The sequence below is a fragment of the Thalassobaculum salexigens DSM 19539 genome, assembly GCF_000423805.1.
GTDB lineage: Bacteria > Pseudomonadota > Alphaproteobacteria > Thalassobaculales > Thalassobaculaceae > Thalassobaculum > Thalassobaculum litoreum.
This window is the reverse complement of sequence record NZ_KE384093.1, coordinates 575,529-600,086: the sequence shown is the minus strand read 5'-3', so window position 1 is coordinate 600,086 and position 24,558 is coordinate 575,529. Positions and strand designations below refer to the sequence as shown.

Sequence of the window (24,558 nt, the reverse complement as noted above, 5' to 3'; positions counted from 1 at the left end):
CAGATCGTGCGGTGACGGGATCACTTCGTGATCGCGTCGGCGTGCGTGAATCTGCTCTATCTCATTGTTTTAGAGACAAATTCACCGACCATATCGAATCATGAAATGATTTGATATGGTCGGATTTGGCTCTAGATCCGGGTGCCGCCCGGGACCCGGCATCCGCGCAGTCTGGGTTCCGGCCGACCTCCGGGTCAGGCCCGGAGCTCGCCGGGATGACATTTGAGGATCTACCTAAGGCTTAAGGTATCCGTTCCACCCGCAGCACGTTGGTCGACCCCGGCTTGCCCATGGGCACGCCGGCGGTGATCACGACCTTGTCGCCGGTCCCCGCGAAGCCCTCGCTCTTGGCCACCTCTGTGGCGCGCTGGACGATGGCGGAGAACCGCTCCTCCTGGGCGATGGCGACCGCGTGGACACCCCAGGCCATGGCTAGGCGCCGGGCGGTCTTCATCGAGGAAGTGATGCACAGGATCGGCACCGTCGGCCGCTCGCGCGAGGCGCGGATCGTGGTCGAGCCCGACGTCGTGTAGGTGACGATGCAGCCCGCGTCGATCGCTTCAGCCACCTCGCGCGCCGCCAGGGTCATGGCGTCGGACACGGTGCGGTCGGGCACCGGCTGATTGGCATGGGCGGCGGCGAGATAGAAGTCGTCGCTCTCCACCGTGCGGATGATCTGGTTCATCATCGTCACGGCCTCGATCGGATATTTGCCCGCCGCCGTCTCGGCCGAGAGCATCACCGCATCCGCGTTGTCGTAGACGGCCGTCGCCACGTCCGAGGCCTCGGCCCGGGTCGGGGACGGCGCGTAGACCATGCTGTCCAGCATCTGGGTGGCGACGATCACCGGCTTGCCGAGCGACCGGCACAGCCGGACGATCCGCTTCTGGATCGGCGGCACCTGCTCCGGCGGCAGCTCCACGCCCAGATCGCCGCGCGCGACCATCACCGCATCGGAGATTTCGACGATCTGGTCGAGCTGTTCGATGGCGGCCGGCTTCTCCAGCTTGACCAGCACCGCGGCCCGGCCGGCGATCAGCTTGCGCGCCTCCGCCACGTCCTCCGGCCGCTGCACGAAGGACAGGGCGATCCAGTCCGCCCCCATGTCCAGGGCGAAGCGCATGTCGTCCTGATCTTTCGGCGTGAGCGCCGAGAGCGGCACGACGACGCCGGGCACGTTCACGCCCTTGCGGTCGGACAGCGGACCGCCCGTGATCACCTCGGTGTCGGCCGACTTGTCGTCGCATTTCACCACCCGCAGGCGCACCTTGCCGTCGTCCAGCAGCAGGTCGGTGCCCGCCTCCAGGGCGGCAAAGATTTCCGGATGGGGCAGGGTCACCCGCTTCTGCGTGCCCGGACCGTCCTTCAGCTCCAGGCGGAATTTATCGCCGGTCTTCAGCTCGATCGGGCCGTCGGGAAAGGTGCCGATGCGCAGTTTCGGTCCCTGCAGATCGGCCATGATGGCGATCGGCCGGCCGGACTCGGCCTCCAGGGCGCGGACGATGTCACAGCGCTTCTGGTGGTCCTCGTGACTGCCGTGGGAGAAGTTAAAGCGGAAGACATCCACCCCTGCCTCGAACAGATGGCGGATCATATCGGCGTCAGAACTGGCGGGTCCCAGCGTTGCGACGATCTTGGTGCTTCGGAAGCGTCTCATGGGCAAAGACATCGCATGGATTGATGACAAACGTAAGCATAACGAGGACGCACCGATCGGTCCAAAGGACGATCAACGCGGGTCTTTCCAGACCGTTGCCCATCCAATAGTCTGCTAGGCAACGAATAAGCCGGAGGACGATCATGAGTTCGAACAACGGCGCGGCGGGGACAGGCCCGGCGCGCCCCCTGGCCCTGCTCGCCTATCTCGCGGCCTTTGCCGGGGTGTGCGGCCACGCCTCGAGCGAGTTCGTGGTCAAGCTGACCCAGCTCCAGGGCGCCGAAGTCACGGTCTGGCGCTTCATGCTGGGCGGGGCGGCGCTGGTGCTGGTCTCGCTGAGCCGGGCGCAGACCCGCGACCTGATCACACCGCTGCGCGAGAACTTCCTCGCCGTGGTCGGCCTGTCGGTCTTCGGCATGGCCTTCGCCCAGTTCCTGTTCCACTGGGCGCTGGACTACGCCAGCGTGGTGCAGGTGGCGACCATGGTGACCACCATGCCGATCTTCGTGGTCTTCGTCCTGCGGATCGTCGACGGGACGACGATCACCGCGCCGAAGCTGGTCAGCGGCATCGGCGCCTTCCTCGGCTGCCTGTTCCTGCTGACCGACGGCGTGCTCGACCGGCTGGACGGCGGCGAGAGCTCGCTGCCCGGCATTCTGCTGGCCGTCGGCTGCGCCATCGTCGGCGCCTTCTACCTCGTGCTGGTCCGCCCGCTGATCAAGCAGTACGGCGCCATCCGCATGACCACCTACACCTTCGCCCTGGGCGCGGTCGCCATGTGGTTCGTCGCCGGTTTCCTGTGGGGGATCTGGGTCGACCCGACCACCCTGTTCGACCGGCCGGGCGACCAGGCGGCGGCGCTGATCACGCTCGGTGTGTGGAACACCTGCATTGGCTTCATCCTGTGGCTGTGGGGCCTCGGCAACGTGCCCGACCCGGCACGCGGCAATTACCTGTTCTTCCTGAAGCCGGTGATCGCCGCCTTCCTGGCCTATTTCATCCTCGGCGACACCATCACCGTGCCGCAGCTCCTGGCCATCCTGGCGATCACGGGCTTCGTGCTGGGCGAGATGTTCTACGACGACATCCGCACCGCGCTCGGCCTGCGGAAACCGGACGACGCAACGGAGCGCTGACCGGCCGCGACCTGGCGTTCCGGCAGGCCAGGTCGCGGCGGTTTCCCCGGCTTGTCCTCCGACCGCCGCCGCGCCACTGTGCGCGACATATGGATCACGGAGGACCAGATGCCCGCTCAAGAGATCGTCATCGCCGGCGGCAAGCGCACGCCGTTCGGCGACTTCGGCAAATCGCTGAAGGACATTCCCCTGTCGACCCTGGCAACCCACGCGGCCAAGGCCTGCGTCGAGGAGGCCGGCCTGAACCCGGAGAGGATCGATCACGCGGTCTGGGGCAACGTGCTGCCGGTCGATCCCGACGGCTACTATGTCGGGCGGGTCGCGGCGCTGAACATCGGCATGCCCGACAGCAGCTGCGCGCTCGGCGTGAACCGGGCCTGCGGATCCGGCACCCAGGCGATCCTGACCGCGGCCCAGCAGATCATGTCGGGCCATTCCTCGATCGCCATCGCCGGCGGCGGCGAGAACTTCTCGCGCGGCGCCTACGCCCAGACCGGCATGCGCTGGGGCGTGACGCGCGGCCAGCAGTCCCTGGAGGATACGGTCGAGTGGGCCTATTCAGACCCCTTCGGCCATGGCCTCATGGGGGCGACGGCGGAGAACCTGACGGAAGATTTCCAGTACCGGCGCGAGGACATGGACGCCTGGGGCGTGATGTCCCAGCAGCGCGCGGGTGCCGCGATGGAGAGCGGCTTCCTGGCCCGGCAGATCGCCCCGATCGAGGTGCCGGAGGGCCGCAAGGGCACGCGGCTGATGGAGATGGACGAGTTTCCGCGCCCCTCGGTCACGGTGGAGAAGCTCGGCGCCCTGAAGCCGGTGTTCCGCAAGGGTGGACAGGTGACGCCGGGCAACTCCTCGGGCGTGACCGACGGGGCCGCCTGGGTGGTGGTCGGCGACCGCGCGGCGCTGGAGGCCGAAGGCGTTCGGCCCCGGGTCCGTCTGGTAGACTGGGCGATCGTCGGCGTGCCGCCGCGCATCATGGGCTGCGGCCCGGTGCCGGCGATCCGCGCCCTGTGGGAGAAGCGCGGGCTGAAAGCCTCCGACATCGACTACTACGAGATCAACGAGGCCTTCGCGGTGGTGAACCTGCATGCCGAGAAGGAGCTGGGCGTGCCGCGCGACATCACCAACCTCTATGGCGGCGGCATCTCCATCGGCCACCCGCCGGGAGCGACCGGCGTGCGGATGGCGCTGGTGGCGATGCAGCATCTGGAGGACACCGGCCAGCGCTATGCTATCCTGTCCATGTGTATGGGTGCCGGTCAGGGCATGGCCGTTCTGCTTGAGCGGCTCTGACGCCACCGGCTAGGACGCCATCGGCTCGGGCGCCCGATGCCCGAGCCGATCCTTCCATTTCAGGAGGCCGCAATCGCGGAAACGCCGCACCCTCAGGACGCCGATCTGTCGCGCGTTCCCGCCTTGTGGCCCGGCCCGATTTCTGCGGAGGATCTCGGCGACGACGATATCGGCCAGTTCGGGCGCTATTGGCTGTCCCTGGCCGACGCTGCGGGCGGTGTGCCAGACCGGTCGGATTTCGACCCGACGAGAATCCCGGCACTGCTGGCCTACCTGATCGTGCTTGAGCACCTGGGCGGCGATGAGTTCCGCTACCGGCTGCTCGGCACCGGCGTCGATATCTTCACCCGGCGCTCCTATACCGGCCTGAAGACCTCGGAGATCGACGGTCACGGCCCCGGCAACCGCATCCACACCCTCTACATGGAAACCCTGCGCCAGGGCTGCATGATCGGCTGTGCCCTGCCCTATGTCGGACGCAGCAGCATCTGCAAGTCGGTGCGCCAGATCGCCGTTCCCTTCCGCACGGCGCAGGGCGGCGGGCAGGTCATCTCGCTGATCGAGTTCGACCTGATCTCCGGCATCGAGACCAAACGCCTGCCCCAGGCCCGGCGCTGGGTGCTGTAGGTCTCTACAGGATCAGCACCGCGCGGAAATCGTTCACGTTGGTCAGGGTCGGCCCGGTCACGATCAGCCGGTCGAGGGCGGCGAAGGCACTGTAGCCGTCGTTGTTCTCCAGATGCCCGACCAGGTCGATGCCGGCCGTCTCGGCCCGCTCCAGATCCCCCGGCACGAACAGCGCACCGGCATTGTCCTCGGTGCCGTCGATCCCGTCCGTGTCGCAGGCCAGGGCCGCGATCCGGTCGGCCAGCTCCGGCATCCGGCGTTTCAGCGTCACCGCGAAGGCGCAGAGGAACTCGGCATTGCGCCCGCCCCGCCCGTCGCCGCGCACCGTCACCGTGGTCTCACCGCCGGACAGCAGCACGCAGGGGGCCGCCGCCGGCTGGCCGTGACGCGCGACCTGGGCGGCGATACCGGCCATGACGGTGGCCACGTCGCGGGACTCGCCCTCGATGGCATCGCCCAGGATCACCGGGGTCACGCCGGCGGCGCGCGCGATTTCCGCCGCCGCCTCCAGCGACGCCTGCGGCCGGGCGGCCATCACCGTCTCCGCCTTGCCCAGCACCGCGTCGCCCGGCTTCGGCGTTTCGTTCGCCGCATCGTCCAGCGCCTTGGCCACGCTCTCCGGCGGGGTGATCGCGTATTTCCTCAGCACCGCCTTGGCATCGGCCAGGGTGCTGGTATCGGCCACGGTCGGGCCCGAGGCGATCACGTCCGGGTCGTCGCCCGGCACGTCGGAGATGAGGAAGGCGTGCAGCGCCGCCGGGGCCGCGGCGGCCGCGAGACGCCCACCCTTGATCGCCGACAGGTGCTTGCGCACCGCGTTCATCTCATGGATCGTCGCCCCGCTTTTCAGCAGGTCGCGGTTCACCGCCTGCTTGTCCTCCAGGCTCACCCCGTCCATCGGCAGGGTCAGCAGGGCCGAGCCACCGCCGGAGATCAGCGCGATCACCCGGTCCTCGGAACCCAGGCCGGACACCAGGTCCAGAATGCGCCGGGCGGCGTCGCGGCCGGCGGCGTCGGGCACCGGATGGGACGCCTCCACCACCTCGATCCGCGTGGTCGCACAGCCATGGCCGTAGCGGGTCACCACCAGACCCTCCAGCGCGCAGTCCGGCGCCTCGGCGGCGAACAGGCTCTCCACCGCCGACGCCATGGAAGCGGCGGCCTTGCCGGCGCCGATCACCACCGTGCGACCCTTATGGTCGGCGCGGGCCAGGGGCAGCAGGTGCGGCGGCAGGCACTGGGCCGGATCGGCGGCGGCGATCGCCGCGTCCATCATCCGGCGCAGCAGGTCGTTCGGATCGAGACTCATCACAGGCCGCCGGCTGCCTTCCAGGCCTCGTACTCGGCCTTGGTCTCCGCGTTCGGCGGATAGAGACCGATGGTCGGCCGCCCCTCTTCCACCCGCGCCTGCACCCAGCCCTCGAACCGGTCCTGCTCGACGGAATCATCGGCCACCTCGGCGGCGAGCTTGGCCGGGATCACCACCGCCCCGTCGCCGTCGCAGACGATCACGTCGCCCGGAAACACGGTGACATCGCCGCAGGCCACCGGGATCTCCACGTCGCCGCCGGAGAGCTGGGTGATGCTGGCCGGCGGGGCCGCACCCAGGCACCACACGTCGAAGCCGGTCGCCGACACGCCGGCGCCGTCGCGCACCGCGCCGTCGACCACCATCCCGGCGACGCCGCGCTTGGCGAGGCGGGCGGTCAGGATGTCGCCGATGGTGCCGGTGGTGGCGATGCCGCGCGCCTCGACCACCAGGATCGCGCCCTCGGGACAGGCCTCGATCGCCACCCGCGGGCCGTAACCCGGCGCACCGAGCACCGCCGGATCGGACAGGTCCTCGCGCAGCGGCAGGAAGCGCAGGGTGTAGGCCGGGCCGACCACGCAGCCCTGATCCGGTCGCAGCGGCTTCACGCCGTTGATGGAGACATGGCGCAGGCCGCGCTTGAGAAGCTGCATGGAGACGGTGGCCGTGCCCACGGCACGCAGCTTGTCGAGCGTATCTTGCGACGGGGCGGGGATGGAGGACATCGGGGGATCCGCACTGAGGAAGGGGCGCACAGTCTGCCGCGCCCGCCCGGCCGCCGCAATCGGTCAGCCGGGCTCTTTGCCCCCATTGCCGATCAGGTCGCGCAGCCGCTCCGCCGGATATGCGCCGTCCAGCTCCGCCGCCTTGGCGTTGGCCGTGCCTTCCAGGTCCTCGTCGGGCACCCCGACCGGCTCGGAGCGGGTCCATTCCTCCAGATAGGCGTCGGAGTCCTCGGCACCGCCGCGCATGGCGGCGGCGTCGATGGCGGCGATGAAGCGCTGGGGCAGCTCGACCTTGGCACTCTCGCGCCGCCGGCCGCGGCCTTTCTCGACGATGACCTGGGCCGGGATATCGCGCCAGGAGACGATGACCAGGTGTGCCATGGCGGAGCTATTCCGCGGCCTGGGCCGGGCCGGCGGCCGCGGCAACGAAATCGCCGATTTCGCCATAGCCCACGTGACGGTACTCGAAAGCCAGCCCGAGCCGTTCGGCCGCCTTGACCGCCTTGTCGCGCAGCCGGCTATCGGCGGTCTGGGCGAGATAGACCAGGGTGGTGTAGTGGCCGAAATAGTCGGGCAGAAGCTGCGGATATCGGTCCAGACCCAGTCCCTTGATGATCAGCCGGTCGAAATGCCGGACCAGATAGTCGGTCAGGTAGAACTGCCCCGGATCGCGGTCGGCCATCTCGGTGAAGGCGGCGGTGCCGGCGAACATCTGATAGCAGTGCGGGCCGGGAATCCGCTCCACCCCTTCGGCCGCCAGCATCCGGTCGAGCTCGCCACCGGTGCCGCAATCGCCGTACAGCACATAGACCCGGTCGTATTTCGTGCCGGCCGCGCGGATCTTGCGCAGCACCGCCGGGGCGATCTTCTGCGGCGTGTTGTGCCAGTGGGCTGGCAGGCAGGTGATGGTCAGCTCGGCCCAGCCGGTCATCCGCTTCAGATCGACCAGCTCGCGGGCCAGCGCCCCGCAGGCGATGAACAGCGCCTGCGGGCGGGGCGGCCGCTGCTCCTCCGGCCAGAGGGGGGCGGCCTGTTCCGGCGTCACGCCGTCGATCGACGGGTCGTCCATGGCGGTGTCACTCCCATGGCTGTCGTCCGCCGCTACTGTCCGGCGGCCTCGGAGTTCGAGCGCCGGCGCTCGGCGATGAGCTGCTTGGCGGTCTCGACCGCAACGGCCGCGTCGCGGCAATAGGCGTCGGCGCCGACATTCTCGGCGAAGGCCTCGTTCAGCGGCGCGCCGCCGACCAGCACGATGTAGTCGTCGCGCAGGCCCTTCTCCTTCAGGGTGTCGATGACGACCTTCATGTAGGGCATGGTCGTCGTCAGCAGGGCCGACATCCCGAGGATGTCCGGCTGGTGCTCCTCGATGGCCGCGAGGTAGTTCTCCACCGGGTTGTTGATGCCGATATCGATCACCTCGAAGCCGGCACCCTCCATCATCATGGAGACCAGATTCTTACCGATGTCGTGGATGTCGCCCTTGACCGTGCCGATCACCATCTTGCCGACGCGCGGCGCGCCGGTCTCGATCAGCAGCGGCCGCAGGATGAACATGCCCGCCTTCATGGCATTGGCGGCCATCAGCACTTCCGGCACGAACAGGATGCCGTCGCGGAAGTCGATGCCGACAATCCGCATCCCCTCCACCAGCGCCTTGGTCAGCACCTCGTACGGGGTCCAGCCACGCCCGAGCAGGATGTTGACGCCCTCTTCGATCTCGTCCTTCAGGCCGTCATAGAGATCGTCGTGCATCTGCTGGACGAGGTCGTCGTCGTCGAGCTCGGAGAGAACGATATCCTCGCCATCATCTTCGGCCATGGCCAACTGCCTCCAACATTCGCACTGCGCAGGCCGATCCCGTCGGCTTCGAGACTAGCAAGAGACATGGAATGGCCGGGTGGCGCTGCCATCCCCGCGACCGGTCGTGTCGGATCGGCGACAGGCGGCGGGGTCAGCCGATCGAAACCGGCAGCCGCTTGCGTCCCCACACCCCCGGCGGGCCGTCGAACACGCCGGGCAGTCTGGTGCCGCAGGACGTGCAGCCCCCGGCCGCGTCCAGTTTCCAGGCGCCGAGTTCGTACCAGTCGCGCTCGATGACCCGCTCGCCGCAGGTGTGGCAGTAGCTCGACTGCCGGCTCACGTCGTGGACGTTGCCGGTATAGGCGTGGCGTACCCCGTTCTTGCGGGCGATTCGCCGGGCCAGGGCCAGGGTCTCGAACGGGGTGCGCTGCTTGTCCAGCATGCGGTAGTCGGGATGGAAGGCGGAGAAATGCATCGGCACGTCCGGGCCGAGCCGGTCGACCACCCACTGGGTCATCGCCTCCAGTTCCGCCTCGCTGTCGTTCTCGCCGGGGATGAGGAGATTGGTGATCTCGACCCAGACGTCCGTCTCGTTGACCAGGTACTCCAGCGTGTCCAGGACGACGGCGAGCTCGCTCTTGGTGACGTCGCGGTAGAACCGCTCGGTGAAGGCCTTCAGGTCCACATTGGCGGCATCCATGTGCCGGAAGAAATCCTCGCGCGCCCGCTCGGTGACGTAGCCCGCCGTGACGGCGACGTTCCTGATGCCGCGCGCGTGGCAGGCCTGGGCCACGTCGTCGGCGTATTCGTGAAAGATCACCGGGTCGTTGTAGGTGAAGGCGACCGAGCGGCAGCCCAGCCGTTCGGCGGTGGCGGCCAGCGCTTCCGGCTGCGCCTCTGCCTGCATGGCGTCCATCTCCCGGCTCTTGGAGATGTCGTGGTTCTGACAGAAGTTGCAGGCGAGGTTGCAGCCCGCCGTGCCGAAGGACAGTACCGGCGTGCCCGGCAGGAAGTGGTTGAGCGGCTTCTTCTCGATCGGATCGACGCAGAACCCGCTGGACCGGCCGTAGGTGGTCAGCACGATGGCGTCGCCCTGCCGCGCCCGCACGAAACACAACCCGCGCGCGCCTTCCTTCAGCTTGCAGAAGCGCGGGCACATCTCGCACTGAACCCGGCCGTCGTCGAGCCTCCGCCAATGCGTGGTGGGGACGATGGGCCCCTTGCCGGACAGCGCCGGCGGGCGGGTTTCGGACAGGGTCGGGGTGGTGTGGGTCACGACGGCGAAGTCTCCCAAGCTCAGGGGCCCATCCTACCAGTCCGATGGTACCGCATCATCCGCCGATCTGGAGACGCGTGGCCTGCTGTGCTACGAATTAACCATGAGAGAATTGGCGAATACGGCGGTAATCCGCGCCCCCGAAGTCGCGGGCATGTTCTATCCCGACGGGCACAACGCGCTGGCCGACACGGTGGAGCGCTGCCTGGCCGCCGCCCGGCCCGATGGCGGGGTGAAGCCGAAGGTGCTGGTCGCCCCCCATGCCGGCTACCGGTTCTCCGGCGAGATCGCCGGCACGGCCTATGCCGGGCTCCGCGGCCGGGGCGAGGAGATCACCCGCATCGTCCTGCTCGGCCCGGCCCATCGGGTCGCGTTCCAGGGGATCGCCACCACCAGCGCCGATGCCTGGGCCACGCCGCTCGGCACCGTGCCGGTGGACTGGGAGGCCCTGCGCGCCGTCCTGCACCTGCCCGGCGTGACGGTACAGGACGCCGCCTTCGCCCGGGAGCACAGCCTGGAGGTCCACGCCCCGTTCATCCAGCGGGTGTTCGAGCGCGCCGCCATCGTGCCGCTGCTGGTCGGCGACGCCTCGGCCGCCCTGGTCTCCCAGGTGGTGGAGGCGCTGTGGGGCGGGCCGGAGACGCTGATCGTCGTCTCCTCCGACCTGTCCCATTTCCACGACTACGCCACCGCCAGAAAGCTGGACGCGGCGACGGCGGCGAATATCGAGCTGCTGCGGCCCGACCGGATCGACGGCCAGGGCGCCTGCGGCCACCGGGCGCTTGCCGGGGTGCTGGATCAGGCGCGCCGGCGCGATCTGCGGGCGACGGCGCTGGACGTACGCAATTCCGGCGACACCGCCAGCGGCAAGGATCGGGTGGTGGGCTACGGCGCCTTCGGTCTGGAATACGCCGAGTCCGCCCGGATCGGCGAGGCGGACCGCCGCCAGCTCGTGGAGGCCGCCCGTTTCGGCGTGACCTTCGGGCTGAAGCACGGACGCGCGCCGGGCGTGGGGATCGGCGCCGGCCTGTCGCCCGCCCTGTCGGCCCAGCGCGCCGCCTTCGTCACCCTGATGCTGGACGGCCAGTTGCGCGGCTGCATCGGCTCGGTCATCGCCCATCGCCCGCTGATCGTCGATGTGGCCGACAACGCGTTCAAGGCCGCCTTCGCCGATCCGCGCTTCGCCCGGCTGACGGCCGAGGAGGCGGAGCGGATGGAGGTCTCCGTCTCGGTACTGTCGACGCCGCGCCCCATGAGCTTCAGCGACGAGGCCGACCTGGCGCGCCAGACCCGGCCGGATATCGACGGGCTGATCCTGAGCGACCGGGTGAACGGGCGCGACCATCGCGGCCTGTTCCTGCCGAGCGTCTGGTCCGTCATCCCGAAGGCCGAGGATTTCGTGCGCCGGCTGAAGAACAAGGCCGGGCTGGATATGGCACACTGGTCGGACAGTCTGACCATCCAGCGCTATACCACCGAGAGCTTCGGCGGCTCCTTCCGAGAAATCGCCGCCTGACCGAAGGCAGACGTCGCGTGTCCGCAACGCCGAAGGCATCGAGCCACGCCATCGAAATGCCCGCGCCCTACGGCCTCGCGCCGGCGCCCGGCCTGCGATGGAACCCGGAGGTCGACTTCGCGGCCAGGAATATCCGTGCGCTGATCGACCTCTGGAAAGCCCATCGCCCGACGCGGCGCGGCCTGCCCAGCTTCGGCCGATTCGATGGCCTCGAGCTGCGTCCCTGGGCGGACAACCTGATCGTGCTGGACACCGAACCCACCCTGTTCGGCGGTCACAGCTACAGATACCGCATGGTCGGTCCCGCCGCCTCGACGGTCGAGGGCGGCAATTTCACCGGCCTGTATCTCCAAGACGCCCTGTCGAGCGCGCAGGCGGCCCCCCGTGTCAGGCTCTACGACCGGGCGCTCCAGTTCCGCGCGCCGGTGGAGGTAAGCGGCCGGGTCGCCCTTGGCGGAACCTCGCCCGCCACGCCCGGAACCGCACCCGGGTCTGCGCCCGGAACGGCACGATGGGACACGGTGGCACTGCCCCTGTCCTATGTCGGAGAGCGGGCCGACCACCTGATGGTGCTGACCTATGTGGAGGCGCTGGACTGAGGCCTGGGCCCCCGTCCAGCACCGCCGGCGTGTCGCGTTACGCCGGCACCGCCGCGTTCAGCGGGCCGAAGACATGGGCCGCTGCCATCGGCCCTTGCGGCGTGACCATCACACCGCAGGGGATCGCCCAGGAGCCGGGGAAGGCGCTGGTGCTGGCCTGTTCCACCGGAACGACACCCTCCAGGGCGGCGATCACGTCCGCCGCGAGGCGGTCATCCGCGATGATCTTCTCCATCAGGCTGATGTCGATGCGCGGCTGCAGGAAGGCGGCTTCCAGATCCATGCCGAAATCGTTGATGAACGAGGTGAGCTGGAAGATCGCCGGCATGATCTTGCGCCCGCCCGAGGCGCCCAGGCCGAAGGCGGCCTTGCCGTCGCGGGTGGCGAGCATCGGGCACATGTTGGACAGCGCCTTCTGGCCGGGTGCCAGGGAGTTGGCGCGGTCCGGGCGCGGGTCGAACCAGTTGATGCCGTTATTCATCAGCACGCCGGTCTTCGGCAGCACCACGCGGGAGCCGAAGCGCGACAGCAGGGTGGTGGTCATCACCACCATGTTGCCCTCGGCGTCGAGCACCGAGAGATGGGTGGTGCAGCTCCGGTCGCCCACATCGCCGGCGTGACCCATGGTCGACAGGCGCACCTTGTAGGACTCGATCAGCGCCTCGGCATGGGCCTTGTAGGCGGCGGCGTCGATCGGGCCGCTGAACTCGGGCAGACGTGACAGGGCGCCGGCGAAGGTCGGGCCGGCGGTGTAGCCCGGCGCCAGGTTGTACTCGGTGCCGCCCCGGGTGCGCTTGATCGGCTCCAGCACCTTGGCCTCGTAACCGGCGAGGTCCTCGGCCGTGATGCGCGAGCCGCCGGCCTGCAGGTCGGCCACCAGCGCCTTGGCGATCTCGCCGGTGTAGAAATCCTGCGGCCCGGCATCGCGCAGCCGCTTCAGCGTGTCGGCGAAGTTGCCCATGGGCATGCCGCGGTTGGTGTGATCCGAGATCACCGGCGCCTCGCCGTCCGGCAGCCAGACCGAGGCCGAGGTCTCGTATTGCCGCAGCCAGGCGATCTCCGAGGCCACGTTCAGCGTCGTCCACCAGGTCAGCCGATGGCCGCGCTCGGCCATGGCCACCGCCGGCGAGATCGCGTCGGCCCAGGACCAGGAGCCGAATTCCGACAGCAGCGTGGCGTAGCCGGCGCAGGAGCCCGGCAGGGCGATGGAGTGGTAGCCCTGCAGGTTGCGGTCCTCCAAGACGGCCGGCCAGCCGAACATGTCCGGCGTGCCCTCGGCGTCGCTCACCAGGGGGTAGTCGGCCGGGTCGAGCTTGCCGCCCGCCTGCATGCCGAAATCGATGCAGCGGGTGGTGCCCGACTTGGCGTCGTAGACGATCGCGTAGCCGCCGCCGCCCAGGCCGCTCATCCACGGCTCGGCCACGGTCAGCGCCAGCGCGGTCGCGACGGCCGCGTCGGCCGCGTTGCCGCCCGCCGCGAGCACCGCGGCGCCGACCTCGGAGGCCTGAACGTTCTGGGACGCCACCACGCCCTTGGTCCCGCGCACGGGCGGCTTGGATTGGGTCCAGGTCTCGATGGGTGAGGTTTCGGGAAGCGAGATCGCGGGCATGCCGCCCTCCTGATTGTGTGCGGGGTCCACCGTCGCATCCGCCGTCATGGGGGCGCTTGACCGTCGAAGCGGCGCTCAGCACATGGTAAGACGGCGGGCGGGACCGAAAGGAGCGGATACGGTATGGCGGTCGGGAATCTGTTGTCCAGCCTTCGCCTTGCAAGGGTCTCATGTCCCCTGCTGATCGGCTTGCTGTTGTCGGGGCCGGCCGCCGTCCAGGCCCAGGCGCCTGCCGCTCCCGGCGGTGGGGGAGCCGCCGCGGCAAATGCCGACTGCAAGAAGCTCCCCGGCGGCAACGCGCCGGTGCAGCGCATGGCGCGGCTGCAGGGCGGCATGTCCGTGCGCAACCTGGAGCTGACATATTTCGGCAAGCCGCTCTACGCCCTGTCGGACGCCGACATCGCCTATCTGAATACGCTGTGGCCGGAGTGCGGAACCTACGACGCGACGGTGGCCGACGAGATCGCCTCCAAACTGCGCACGCTGATCAGCGATGCCAAGGGCGCGCGGCAGGATTCCCTCGACTGGATCGCGTCGGTGGAGAAGGACATCGCCACGCTGAAGCCGGGCGAGGAGGCGATCCGCAAGATCCACGACCTGTGGCAGGAGATGCTGAACCGGGAATTCGAGATGCTGCCGGGCGACCTGCAGTATCTGGCGAAGAAGCTCTCCGACAAGCGTGAGGAGCTGTACACCGGCCAGCAGCAGCGCCAGCGAACCCTGGTGAACCCCTTCGACCCGGGGGCACCGGATACGAGGAGTATCAAGGAGTAAGCGATCCGGCTCCTCCTCACACACTTCCCGGCACAGGGCCGGGGAGTTCACGGTGGGGGGATTGGGTAGCGCCGGAGCCCTACGCCGCCCGGCGGTCCATCCAGTCGCGGAACTTGTACCAGGCGCCCACCGTCGGCAGGAACCAGGGTACGCCGGTGTAGAACGGCCGGCTCTCGAACGGCAGGCCGTCGAAGGCGCTCGGACGGTTGGTCTTGCCGAGGATCTTCAGCGCCACCCGGTGGCCCAGATGGCTCATCATCACCACGCCGCTGCCGTTGCAGCCCATGGCATAATGCACCCCGTTCTCGACGCCCATATGCGGCACCCGGTCGAAGGTGAAGGCGACGTTGCCGTTCCAGGCATGGGTGATCTTCACGCCCTCGAGCTGCGGGAAGATCCCCAGCATGTACTGGTACAGCACCGGCGCCGTCTCCAGCGCGGTGCGCGCCTGGAAGCTGGCCCGGCCGCCGAAGATCACCCGCGTGCCGTCCGGCGAAGGCCGGAAGTAGTATAGCACCCGCTTGGTGTCGGCGATCATCCGGCCGTCCGGGAACAGCTCGCTCACCCGCTCCTTGCCCAGCGGCTCGGTGGCGATGATGTAGCTGGCGATCGGGATCACCCGGCGTCGGTGCCACGGGGTCGCCTTGCCGGTATAGCCGTTGGTGCCGAGCACCACCTCCCTGGCCCGCACCGGCCCGCGCGAGGTCCGCACGGTGAGGTCGCCGGCCGGGCCGTCGATGCCTTCCACGCGGGTATGGGCCGAGAGATGGACGCCGGCGGCGCGGCAGGCCCGGCGCAGGCCCTTGTGGTACAGCGACGGGTGCACCCCGCCGGCCCGGTCGACGGTCATACCGCCGTGGTAGTACTCGGTGTTGACGTGGTGGCGCTGGCGCTCCCGCGCGACCAGGGCGGCGCCGGCATTGGCGTACTTGTTCAGGTCCTCGGCCTTGGCCGCCATCGCCTTGAAGGCGGCCGGGGTGTGGGCGCCGACGAACCGGCCGGTGCGGGCGTAGAAACAGTCGATGTTCTCGCGCCGGATCACCTCCTCCACGTGGTCGTAGCTGTCGCGCGCCTCCGACAGCATGTCGTCGACCCGCTCGCGGCCGAACTGCTTTTCGATATCGCCGCCTTTGCCGACATTGACCCCGCCGGACATCATGCCGCCGCTGCGGGTGCTGGCCCCCTCGCCGAAGCGCTCGGCCTCCAGGATCACCACCTTGACGCCGTTGCGCGCCAGCTCCAGCGCGGCCGACATGCCGGTATAACCGCTGCCGACGATGGCCACGTCCACCTGCTCCGGCGGCGGGGCGTCGCCCTCGTCGTCCGGCGGCGCCGCGTCCCACCAGTAAGGGTCGGTCCGGAACCCGTCGGCAAAGATATCGGTCGGCATCATCGCCATCTCCAGTGAGTGTTTCGTCCGACTGTAAGCCCTCCCCACAGCGGCGAGAAGTTGACACTTTCACGGCTCGTTGCCATAACGCGCCACCGTCTGTTGCGAACGCTTCGCAAGTATCCCGATGGCTCTCGGGGTTAAGGACAGTTCCGCGCGCCACGGGAACCGCATGCCCTTTCGCGATCGCTTCTTCCTCGCTCCCGCCGTGATCTGCGCGCTGGTGGCCACGCCGATCCTGGCGGTGGCCCTGCACGGCCTGGCGCAAACCGATCTGATCACGCACCTGATCAACACGGTGCTGCCGACCTACGTCGCCAATACCGCGCTGCTGGCCCTGGGCGTGACGGTGGGTACCGGAGTGATCGGCGTGGGAACGGCCTGGCTGGTGACCATGTGCCGGTTCCCCGGGCGCCGGGTGCTGGAATGGGCGCTGGTGCTGCCGCTGGCGGCGCCCGCCTATGTGCTGGCCTATACCTATACCAATTTCCTGGAGCATGCCGGCCCGGTGCAGGAGCTGCTGCGCCAGACCTTCGACCTCGGGCCGCGGGAGTACTGGTTTCCCGAAGTGCGCTCGCTCGGCGGCGCCATCGTCATGCTGACGGCGACGCTGTTCCCCTACGTCTACCTGCTGTCCCGCGCCGCCTTCCTCGAGCAGTCGGTCTGCGTGCTGGAGGTCAGCCGGACCCTGGGCCAGTCGCCGGCCCGGGCCTTCCTGCGGGTCGCCCTGCCCCTGGCGCGCCCGGCGATCGTCGCCGGCGTGGCCCTGGCACTGATGGAGACGCTGGCCGATTACGGGACCGTCTCCTATTTCGGCGTTCAGACCTTCACCACGGGGATCTACCGGGCGATCTTCTCGTTCGGCGACCGGGTGGCCGCCGCCCAGCTCGCCACCGGGCTGCTGGCCTTCGTCGTCCTGGTCATCGCCCTGGAGCGGGTGTCGCGCGGCCGCCGGCGGTTCGACCACACGACCAACACCCACCGCGCGCTACCCGGCTTCAGGCTCACCGGGATCAAGGCGGCCGGCGCGATCCTGGCCTGCGCGCTGCCGGTGTTCGTCGGCTTCGTGCTGCCGACCGTCCTGCTGATGCACATGACCGCGATCGGCGGGCACAAGCTGTTCGGCGCGCGCTACCTGGCCCTGACCCTGAACAGCGTGACCCTGGCCGGGATCACCGCGATCCTGGCGGTGCTGGTCTCGCTGCTGCTGGCCTATGCCAACCGGCTGTCGAAGAACCGCACCACCCACGTGCTGACCCGCCTCGCCGCGCTGGGCTACGCCGTGCCGGGCTCGGTGATCGCCATCGGCATCCTGATCCCGTTCTCCATCGTCGACCGCAGCGTGGACGACGCGGCGCGCAGCCTGTTCGGCGTGTCCACGGGCCTGCTGGTCACGGGGACCATCGTCGCCCTGATCTACGCCTATCTGGTGCGGTTCCTGGCGGTGTCGCTGCAGACCGCCGAGGCGGGGCTGACCAAGATCACCCCCAGCATGGACCAGGCGGCCCGCGTGCTCGGCCATCCGCCCCGGGCGACGCTGAAGCGGGTGCACCTGCCGATGCTGCGCGGCAGCCTGCTCACCGCCGGGCTGATCGTGTTCGTGGACGTGATGAAGGAGCTGCCGGCGACGATGATCCTGCGGCCGTTCAATTTCGACACGCTGGCGGTGCAGGCCCACAACCTGGCGGCCGACGAGCGCCTGACCCAGGCGTCCACCCCGGCGCTGACCATCGTCGCGGTCGGGCTGCTGCCGGTGATCCTGCTGAGCCGGCAGATCGCGAAGTCGCGGGCGGGGCATCGGAGGTAGCCCCTCCCCCCGGCCCAACCCCGTTTTCCCGGCGCAAGGCCAGGAAGATGAACAGAGCGGAAAAAGGGAAAGACCCCCGTCAGGCGTCCATCTTCAACGCGGCGATGAAGGCGGATTGCGGGATTTCGACCTGGCCGAACTGCCGCATCTTCTTCTTGCCTTCCTTCTGCTTCTCCAGAAGCTTCTTCTTGCGCGTGATGTCGCCGCCGTAGCACTTCGCGGTCACGTCCTTGCGCATCGCGCTGACGGTCTCGCGGGCGATGACCTTGCCGCCGATCGCCGCCTGGATGGCGATCTTGAAGAGCTGCCTGGGGATCAGTTCCTTCAGCCGCGCGCACATCGCCCGGCCGCGGGGGTCCGCCTGGGAGCGGTGCACGATCATCGACAGCGCGTCCACCGGCTCGGCGTTCACCATGATCGACAGCTTCACCAGGTCGCTCTCGGAGTAGCTGTCCATCTGGTAGTCGAAGCTGGCATAGCCGCGACTGATCGACTTCAGACGGTCGTAGAAGTCGAACACCACCTCGTTCAGCGGCAGACGGTAGACCACCATCGCCCGGTTGCCGGCATAGGTCAGCTCGATCTGCTCGCCACGCCGCTCGGTGCACAGGGCCAGGATCGGACCGAGATACTCGTCCGGCACGAAGATCGTCGCCTTGATCCACGGCTCCTCGATGTGGTCGATCTTCATCACCTCCGGCATGTCGGCCGGGTTGTGCAGTTCGATCATCGTGCGATCGGTCTTGTGGATCTTGTAGATCACGCTCGGCGCGGTGGTGATCAGGTCGAGATCGAATTCGCGCTCCAGGCGCTCCTGGATGATCTCCAGGTGTAGCAGGCCGAGGAACCCGCAGCGGAAGCCGAAGCCCAGCGCCGCCGAGGTCTCGGCCTCGAACTGGAAGCTGGCGTCGTTCAGCCGCAGCTTCTCCAGACTGTCGCGCAGATCCTCGAAATCGGCCGCATCGACTGGATACATGCCGCAGAACACCACCGGCACGCTCGGCTTGAAGCCCGGCAGCGCCTTGGCGGTCGGCCGCTTCTCCTCGGTGATCGTGTCGCCCACATTGGTGTCGGCCACGGTCTTGATCGAGGCGTTGATGAAGCCGACCTCGCCCGGACCGAGCTCGTCGACGGCGAGACCCTTGGGCGTCAGCACGCCGACCCGCTCGACCATGTGCAGGGCCTCCGCCTGCATCATCTTGACCTTCTGGCCCTTCTTCAGCGCGCCGTCATGGACCCGCACCAGGCAGGTCACGCCGAGATAGCTGTCGTACCAGCTGTCGACCAGCATCGCCTTCAGCGGCGCCTCGCGGTCGCCCTTGGGCGGGGGCAGGCGCTCGATGATGGCTTCCAGCAGCGCGTCGACGCCGAGGCCGGTCTTGGCCGAGATCATGATCGCATTGGAGGCGTCCAGGCCGATCACGTCCTCGATCTGCTGCTTCACCCGCTCGGGCTCGGCCGCCGGCAGGTCGACCTTGTTCAGGACCGGGATGATCTCGTGATCGACCTCGATCGCCTGATAGACGTTGGCGAGCGTCTGCGCCTCCACCCCCTGGGCGGCATCGACCACCAGGATCGAGCCTTCGCAGGCCGCCAGCGACCGGCTGACCTCATAGGCGAAGTCGACGTGACCCGGCGTATCGATCAGGTTCAGGGTGTAGCGCCTGCCGTCCTTGGCGTCGTAGATCAGCCGGACCGTCTGCGCCTTGATGGTGATGCCACGTTCGCGCTCGATATCCATCGAGTCGAGAACCTGATGCTTCATCTCACGCTCGGTGAGACCGCCGCACATCTGAATCAGCCGATCGGCCAGGGTCGATTTGCCGTGGTCGATGTGGGCGATGATCGCGAAGTTGCGGATATGGGAGAGATCACTCGTCATGGCGCGGGGTTATGCCCGAAATCTTGGGGGTTGGGTAGTGTGCTCGCCAAAGGAAAAATACCGCACCCCGGCAGTCCGGCAAGAGCCGACGCCGGCGGGGCGGAGCGGCGGCGATATCGTCAGCCTCTTCACCCGGCCGGTTTGCAGGCCTAGCATGGCGAAAAAAGAGGAAACGCCGCCATGAATATCCACGCATCCGCCTCGCATCGGCTGTCCGATGCCGAGGTCGCGCACTATCACGATCAGGGATACGTCATCCCGGACTGGCGCCTGCCGCCGGCCGTGCTGGACCGGATGCGCGCCGATTTCGAGGCGCTGAAGGCCGCCAATCCGGGCGTCGGCTCCGACAACATGATCTGCCCGCACATCCCGGCGGGCGGCGTACAGGGGCTGAAGGGCGCCGGCGTCTGGCTCGACTACGCCCGCATCCCCGAGATCCTCGACATGGTCGAGCAGCTCATCGGTCCGGATGTCGCGCTGTGGGGCACCACCGTGTTCGGCAAGCCGCCGGGCACCGGCAAGCGGGTGCCCTGGCACCAGGACGGCGAGTACTGGCCGATCCGGCCGCTGGCCACCTGCTCGGCCTGGATCGCGCTGGACGACGCCACGCCGGAGAACGGCTGCCTGCGGGTCATTCCCGGCTCGCACAAGCAGCAGCGCCTGCGTGCCCATACCCAGGACGACAGCGACGAGCTTGCCCTGAACCAGGTGCTCTCGCCCGACGAGTACGACGAGGCCGAGGCGGTGGACTTCGTGCTGCAGGCCGGGCAGGTCTCGCTGCACGACGTCTATCTGGTGCACGGCTCCGAACCGAACCGATCGGACAGGCGCCGCGCCGGCTATGTCTGCCGCTACATGCCGACGACCTCGCATTTCGACCGCGAGATCGGCCGCGCGCTTCAGGCCAAGGGGAACCTGGTCGATTTCACCACCCGGCCGCTCTGGCTGCTGCGCGGCACGGATGCCTGCGGCCTGAACGATTTCCGGGTCGGACACGGTTGAGGAGGATCTGAGATGAACGAGATGAGCAAAGCCGCATCCCATGCGGACACCGTCCAACAGCTTCGCGTCGACCTCGCCTGCGCCTTGCGCTGGGCCGCACGGATGGGGATGAACGAAGGCGTGGACAACCACTTCTCGGCCGCCGTCCCGGAACCGGACGGCAGCATCAAGGGCGACAAGTTCCTGATCAATCCGTTCGGCTGGCACTGGTCGGAGATCACCGCCTCCTCGCTGGTGCTGTGCGACGTGGACGGCACGGTGCTCGAGGGCAGCGAGACGGTGGAGGCGACGGCGTTCTGCATCCACTCGCGCATCCACATCAACCACCCGAACGCCGCGGTGGTGCTGCACACCCACCAGCCCTACGCCACGGCGCTGACCCTGCTGGAAGGTGGACGGCTGGAGATGGTCGAGCAGAACGCGCTGATGTTCGACGACCGAATTGCCTATGACGACGATTACGAGGGGCTGGCCCTGGCGACCGAGGAGGGCGACCGGATGGCCGCCCAGATGGACGGCAAGCCGATCCTGATGCTGGCGTCCCACGGGGTGATGGTGAGCGGGCCGACCGTGGCCGACGCGTTCAACGACCTGTACTACCTGGAGCGCGCCTGCATGTTCCAGGTCCATGCCAAATCGACGGGCGGCACGCTGCGGCGGATCGGCGACAATGTCCGCGCCCGGGTAAAGGGTCAGATGGAGACCGAACGCAAGGCGGTGGCCGATCGGCACTTCACCGCCCTGCGCCGGATGCTGGATCGGGAGGAGCCGGGCTACAGGGCGTAAGGGATGCCCCGCAGCCTGGAGCCGGATCAGTTCATCGCGCTGATCTTGCCGACGAAGGCGGAGGACTGCTCCGTCAGCGATTTGATGTCGGCCATCAGGCCGTCCGCCGCCGTGGTGACCGAACCGGCGGCTTCCGACGTGCGGTCGGCCGTCCCCTGAACGTCCTCGGCGAGGCGGGTGACCTCCTGGGTGCCCTGGGTCGCCTGGGCCACGTTCTGGGTGATCTCCCCGGTCGCGGCGTTCTGTTGCTCGACCGCGCCGGCGATGGCCTGGGCCATCTCCTCCATGCGGCTGATGGTCTCCGAGATCGAGGCGACGATCTCGCAGCTCTGGCCGGAGGCCTGCTGGATGCGGTCGACCAGGGAGGTGATCTCCACGGTCGCGTCGCCGGTCTGCTTGGCCAGGCTCTTAACCTCGCCGGCGACCACCGCGAAGCCCTTGCCGGCATCGCCCGCCCGGGCCGCTTCGATGGTCGCGTTCAGCGCCAGCAGGTTGGTCTGGTCGGCGATGTCGCGGATCAGGCTCAGCACGTTGGAGATTTCCGTGGTGACCGTGGCGAGGTCGCCCACGGTCTCCGTCGCGTTCGACGCCAGAGTGGCGGCTCCGCGCATCTCGTTCACCGCGCCGTTCGCCTGCTGGGAGATCTCGGCGATGGTCGCGCTCATCTCCTCCATGGCGCTGGAGATGGTCTGGACATTCACGCTCATGTCGGAGGCGCGCGAGACCGCCATGGACGAGGCGTTGCGGGTCGCATCGGCTTCGCCGGTCAGCCCGGCCGCGGTCTGGCCCATCGCTTCCGCCGCGGTGGACAGGGAATGGGTGAGCTTTCCGATCGACTCGTCGAACTGGACGGAGAGGTCAGAGAGCCGCTTGTGATGGTCCCGCTCCTTGGCGTCCAGATACACCCCGATCACCAGATTGATGTCGAGCAGGATGACCTTGTCGAGTGCGGCGACCAGGTCCTCGGCGCGCTGAGCGGCCGCCTTCATGGAGAAGCCGGTCAGCGAATGGCGAATGGCGAGCTTGTGCAGTTCCGCGGTGATCCGGGTGTAGCCGTCGATATACCAGGAGGTCTCGAGGCCGAGCTTGTTGTGGACTTCGCCGATGCGCTGGACCGAGTCGAAATAGGACGGATCGTCCCCGGCCGTGAACATCCGCTTCCAGTGCGAGGCCTGAGCCCTGGCAGCACGGTTCTGCTGTTCCGACGAGCCGAACATCGCCGAAAGATGCTGGATACCCATCATCTTCTGATAGAAACGCTCAAGTATTCCATCCAGGTGCTTTTCCACCACCGGAAAGAACTCCGACAGCAGATTACGCTCACTTTTTGTAAGTTCAATAAAGTCAACATGGGCGCGCAGATCTTTTGTCATGTTGTTCCCCGTGATCCAGAACCTCAATCGCCACGTAAAAAGTATGGGGGAATGGTTATTATTACATTAAAATTACTTAAGATTGCATAAAATCTTAATGCCTCTACCATTCGTGCATGAATTGAGATTCATTTTCATAAAACTCTTTTATAATACTAATAGTTACGGTTTCATGACGCCGAACCGGGAGTAACCCTGGCGCGTAAAATTTTCCTAACAGGCGCCCTATAAACCGACATCAGAAACCGCGACATTACGACGCAGGTCTGCATAGGAAGCGCGGAGCCGTATTCCCGGCCGGCATGACGCAACCTGGTGGGCTTGGCGCCCGCGGTCAGGCGGTTTGACTGCCGCTCGCTTCGAAGGCCGCCTCCAAACCGGCAATGTCGATCTTGCCCATGGCCATCAGGGCCGCGCTCACCCGCCCCGCCGCCTGCGGGTCGCCGGCATGCATGAGACGCGGCAGCGCCTTGGGCACGATCTGCCAGTGCAGGCCGAACCGGTCGCGCAGCCAGCCGCACTTGCCTCCCTCGCCGCCATCGGCGCAGAGCGCGTGCCAAAGCCGATCGGTCTCTCCCTGGTCCTCGGTCAGGATCGAGATCGAGACCGCGTGGGAGGGCGCCGACGGCGGCGCGCCGTTCATCGCCATATAGGGCGTGCCGGCCAGGGTGAACTCCACCACCAGCGGCGGGCCGTTCGGGTCTGGGCGATACACCTGGTCGATCCCGCTGTCCGGCAGCAGCCCGCAATAGAACTCCGCCGCCTCCAGGGCCCCATGCGGCAGGAACAGACAGGTCCGCGCCTTCGCCCTGAACAGCGGATCCGCGCCCAACGGCCGGGGCAACGACGCCGCCAGTTCCTCAAGCTGGTCCGTGGCGGCGTTCCAGCCGGCCTCGAAACCCATCTCAAGATGCTGCCGCGTCGTCTCCACCGAGGGATGCCGCGCGCCCCAGGACATCCGGGTCCGACCTTCCCCCGCCTCTTCCAGGGTGACGAAGCCGGTCATGAAGTGACTGCCCGACGGCACGAATCCCTCGCTATAGGCATCGGTGAAGGTGAGATGACGGCCGGGCTCGACCTGCAGGAACGAGCCGGTGTTCTCGATGCGCTCGCCATCCGACCCCTCCATCACCGTGTTGAAGCGGCCGCCCGGGCGCAGGTCCATCTCGGCGGCGGTCACCTGCCAGGGCTTCGGGCAGTGCCAGCGCATCAGCAGATCGGGCTCGCTCCAGCACCGCCACACGGCGGTGCGCGGCGCATCGAGCACCCGCTCCAGGACGAGCGTGCGGTCGTCGGGTCTTTCGATCGGCGTGATCATGACGGCAGTCCCTCCCCGGGGCGGGCTTCGAACAGAAGCGTGATGTAGCGTTTGAGATGGTCGATCTGCTCGACCGCGGCGTCGGGCCCGCCACCGGCCTTGGCCAGAATGAAGGCGCCCTGAAGCACTGCCTGGGTGTGACGGGCGAGGCCGGCCGCGGTCCAGCCGCCGCCGGCCATACCCCGACGCTCCATCGCTTCCGCGATGTCCGCCTCCAGAGTCCGGGCGTGGCCGAAGATACTGCGCCCGCAGGCGGCGGCGATGTCCGGATGGGCGTCGTAGGCCTCCTGCACCATGGTACCCACCAGGCAGGTGAACTCGCAGACCTCGCCGGCGATCAGCGAACGGCGGAAATCGACGTAACCGAGTACGCGATCCAGCGGGTCGGTCTGCCGGTGGTAGGCGGCCGAGGCGAACAGACCCCCGGTCGTCTCCGACCAGTGATCCGCCGCCACCACCGCCAGGGCCTCCTTGCTCCTGAAGTGATGGAAGAAGGCCCCCTTGGTCACGCCGGCCGCCGCACAGAGATCGTCGACGCTGGTCGCCGAATATCCCTTGGCCCGGATCACCGACAGGGCGGCATCCAGCAGCTTGTCACGGGCATTCGGCGTTCCGGCAGGGGGGCGCGGCATCGGACTCTCCTTCGTCGGAGAAATTACATACCAACCAGTTGGTA

At 67.9% G+C, this 24,558-nt stretch carries 22 protein-coding genes; 9 read left to right on the top strand and 13 right to left on the bottom strand.

Annotation, left to right across the window (positions count from 1 at the left end; all coding sequences use genetic code 11):
* Positions 1 to 241: 241 nt before the first annotated feature.
* Positions 242 to 1,657, bottom strand: coding sequence for a pyruvate kinase (gene pyk / locus G578_RS0107110; protein ID WP_028793640.1), 1,416 nt, complete (start codon positions 1,655 to 1,657; stop codon positions 242 to 244).
* Positions 1,658 to 1,800: 143 nt separating this feature from the next.
* Here pyk and G578_RS0107105 point away from each other — a divergent pair, with 143 nt between their 5' ends.
* The 3 genes from G578_RS0107105 (at position 1,801) to G578_RS0107095 (ending at position 4,716) form a co-directional block, all read left to right on the top strand.
* Positions 1,801 to 2,793 (top strand): DMT family transporter, encoded by a 993-nt coding sequence (locus G578_RS0107105; protein ID WP_028793639.1) that lies wholly within the window; start codon positions 1,801 to 1,803, stop codon positions 2,791 to 2,793.
* A 108-nt stretch (positions 2,794 to 2,901) separates the two neighbouring features.
* Positions 2,902 to 4,089 carry a thiolase family protein gene (locus G578_RS0107100; RefSeq protein WP_028793638.1) on the top strand — a complete coding sequence of 396 codons (1,188 nt, stop codon included), beginning with the start codon at positions 2,902 to 2,904 and terminating at the stop codon, positions 4,087 to 4,089.
* Positions 4,090 to 4,125: 36 nt separating this feature from the next.
* Positions 4,126 to 4,716, top strand: coding sequence for a PAS domain-containing protein (locus G578_RS0107095; RefSeq protein ID WP_028793637.1), 591 nt, complete (start codon positions 4,126 to 4,128; stop codon positions 4,714 to 4,716).
* Positions 4,717 to 4,720: 4 nt separating this feature from the next.
* Here the strand turns inward: G578_RS0107095 and G578_RS0107090 are convergent, their stop codons facing one another.
* From G578_RS0107090 to amrS, 6 genes are all read right to left on the bottom strand, one after another.
* Positions 4,721 to 6,025: a glycerate kinase type-2 family protein gene (locus G578_RS0107090; protein ID WP_028793636.1), complete on the bottom strand. Its 1,305-nt coding sequence runs from the start codon at positions 6,023 to 6,025 to the stop codon at positions 4,721 to 4,723.
* Positions 6,025 to 6,750 (bottom strand): ribonuclease activity regulator RraA, encoded by a 726-nt coding sequence (locus tag G578_RS0107085; RefSeq protein ID WP_028793635.1) that lies wholly within the window; start codon positions 6,748 to 6,750, stop codon positions 6,025 to 6,027. Before G578_RS0107085 ends, G578_RS0107090 begins: the two co-directional genes overlap by 1 nt.
* A gap of 63 nt (positions 6,751 to 6,813) precedes the next feature.
* Positions 6,814 to 7,131 (bottom strand): virulence factor, encoded by a 318-nt coding sequence (locus tag G578_RS0107080; protein WP_028793634.1) that lies wholly within the window; start codon positions 7,129 to 7,131, stop codon positions 6,814 to 6,816.
* Between the two features lie 7 nt (positions 7,132 to 7,138).
* Positions 7,139 to 7,819, bottom strand: a complete 681-nt coding sequence (locus G578_RS25195; RefSeq protein WP_038013809.1) for a DUF1638 domain-containing protein — start codon at positions 7,817 to 7,819, stop codon at positions 7,139 to 7,141.
* 32 nt (positions 7,820 to 7,851) lie between these two features.
* Entirely contained in the window at positions 7,852 to 8,568 is a 717-nt protein-coding gene (locus G578_RS0107070; RefSeq protein ID WP_028793633.1) for a corrinoid protein, read from the bottom strand.
* A gap of 133 nt (positions 8,569 to 8,701) precedes the next feature.
* The gene (gene amrS / locus G578_RS0107065; RefSeq protein WP_156907230.1) at positions 8,702 to 9,826 is read right to left on the bottom strand and encodes an AmmeMemoRadiSam system radical SAM enzyme; all 1,125 of its coding nucleotides are present in this window, start codon (positions 9,824 to 9,826) and stop codon (positions 8,702 to 8,704) included.
* Here amrS and amrB point away from each other — a divergent pair.
* Together amrB and G578_RS0107055 are read left to right on the top strand one after the other, a co-directional pair.
* A complete protein-coding gene (amrB, locus tag G578_RS29005) occupies positions 9,762 to 11,342 on the top strand; it encodes an AmmeMemoRadiSam system protein B (RefSeq protein ID WP_156907229.1) in 1,581 nt (526 codons plus the stop codon). The genes amrS and amrB overlap by 65 nt on opposite strands.
* Positions 11,343 to 11,359: 17 nt before the next feature.
* A complete protein-coding gene (locus G578_RS0107055) occupies positions 11,360 to 11,941 on the top strand; it encodes a hypothetical protein (RefSeq protein ID WP_156907228.1) in 582 nt (193 codons plus the stop codon).
* A 37-nt stretch (positions 11,942 to 11,978) separates the two neighbouring features.
* Here the strand turns inward: G578_RS0107055 and G578_RS25190 are convergent, their stop codons facing one another.
* Positions 11,979 to 13,550 carry a gamma-glutamyltransferase gene (locus tag G578_RS25190; protein ID WP_051244217.1) on the bottom strand — a complete coding sequence of 524 codons (1,572 nt, stop codon included), beginning with the start codon at positions 13,548 to 13,550 and terminating at the stop codon, positions 11,979 to 11,981.
* A 195-nt stretch (positions 13,551 to 13,745) separates the two neighbouring features.
* On the opposite strand from G578_RS25190, the gene G578_RS0107045 reads away from it, so the two are divergent.
* Entirely contained in the window at positions 13,746 to 14,324 is a 579-nt protein-coding gene (locus G578_RS0107045; RefSeq protein WP_169400831.1) for a hypothetical protein, read from the top strand.
* Between the two features lie 79 nt (positions 14,325 to 14,403).
* Here G578_RS0107045 and G578_RS0107040 read toward each other — a convergent pair whose 3' ends face one another.
* Complete coding sequence (locus tag G578_RS0107040; protein ID WP_038013805.1) at positions 14,404 to 15,717, bottom strand: NAD(P)/FAD-dependent oxidoreductase; 1,314 nt, start codon at positions 15,715 to 15,717, stop codon at positions 14,404 to 14,406.
* A gap of 169 nt (positions 15,718 to 15,886) precedes the next feature.
* On the opposite strand from G578_RS0107040, the gene G578_RS0107035 reads away from it, so the two are divergent.
* Entirely contained in the window at positions 15,887 to 17,521 is a 1,635-nt protein-coding gene (locus tag G578_RS0107035) for an ABC transporter permease (protein WP_038013803.1), read from the top strand.
* Between the two features lie 79 nt (positions 17,522 to 17,600).
* Here the strand turns inward: G578_RS0107035 and lepA are convergent, their stop codons facing one another.
* Entirely contained in the window at positions 17,601 to 19,403 is a 1,803-nt protein-coding gene (lepA, locus tag G578_RS0107030) for a translation elongation factor 4 (RefSeq protein ID WP_028793626.1), read from the bottom strand.
* 180 nt (positions 19,404 to 19,583) lie between these two features.
* Here lepA and G578_RS25185 point away from each other — a divergent pair, with 180 nt between their 5' ends.
* Both G578_RS25185 and G578_RS0107020 read left to right on the top strand, forming a co-directional pair.
* Entirely contained in the window at positions 19,584 to 20,405 is an 822-nt protein-coding gene (locus G578_RS25185; RefSeq protein ID WP_038013801.1) for a phytanoyl-CoA dioxygenase family protein, read from the top strand.
* Between the two features lie 21 nt (positions 20,406 to 20,426).
* Entirely contained in the window at positions 20,427 to 21,191 is a 765-nt protein-coding gene (locus tag G578_RS0107020; RefSeq protein WP_051244846.1) for an aldolase, read from the top strand.
* A gap of 26 nt (positions 21,192 to 21,217) precedes the next feature.
* On the opposite strand, the gene G578_RS25180 is transcribed toward G578_RS0107020, so the two are convergent.
* The 3 genes from G578_RS25180 to G578_RS0107000 all read right to left on the bottom strand — a co-directional run bounded on the left by G578_RS25180 (position 21,218) and on the right by G578_RS0107000 (position 24,514).
* On the bottom strand, positions 21,218 to 22,564 hold the full coding sequence (locus G578_RS25180) for a globin-coupled sensor protein (protein ID WP_084618739.1): 1,347 nt from the start codon (positions 22,562 to 22,564) through the stop codon (positions 21,218 to 21,220).
* Between the two features lie 334 nt (positions 22,565 to 22,898).
* Positions 22,899 to 23,882 carry a VOC family protein gene (locus tag G578_RS30000; protein WP_211228877.1) on the bottom strand — a complete coding sequence of 328 codons (984 nt, stop codon included), beginning with the start codon at positions 23,880 to 23,882 and terminating at the stop codon, positions 22,899 to 22,901.
* A complete protein-coding gene (locus tag G578_RS0107000; RefSeq protein WP_028793624.1) occupies positions 23,879 to 24,514 on the bottom strand; it encodes a TetR/AcrR family transcriptional regulator in 636 nt (211 codons plus the stop codon). Before G578_RS0107000 ends, G578_RS30000 begins: the two co-directional genes overlap by 4 nt.
* Positions 24,515 to 24,558 lie beyond the last annotated feature (44 nt).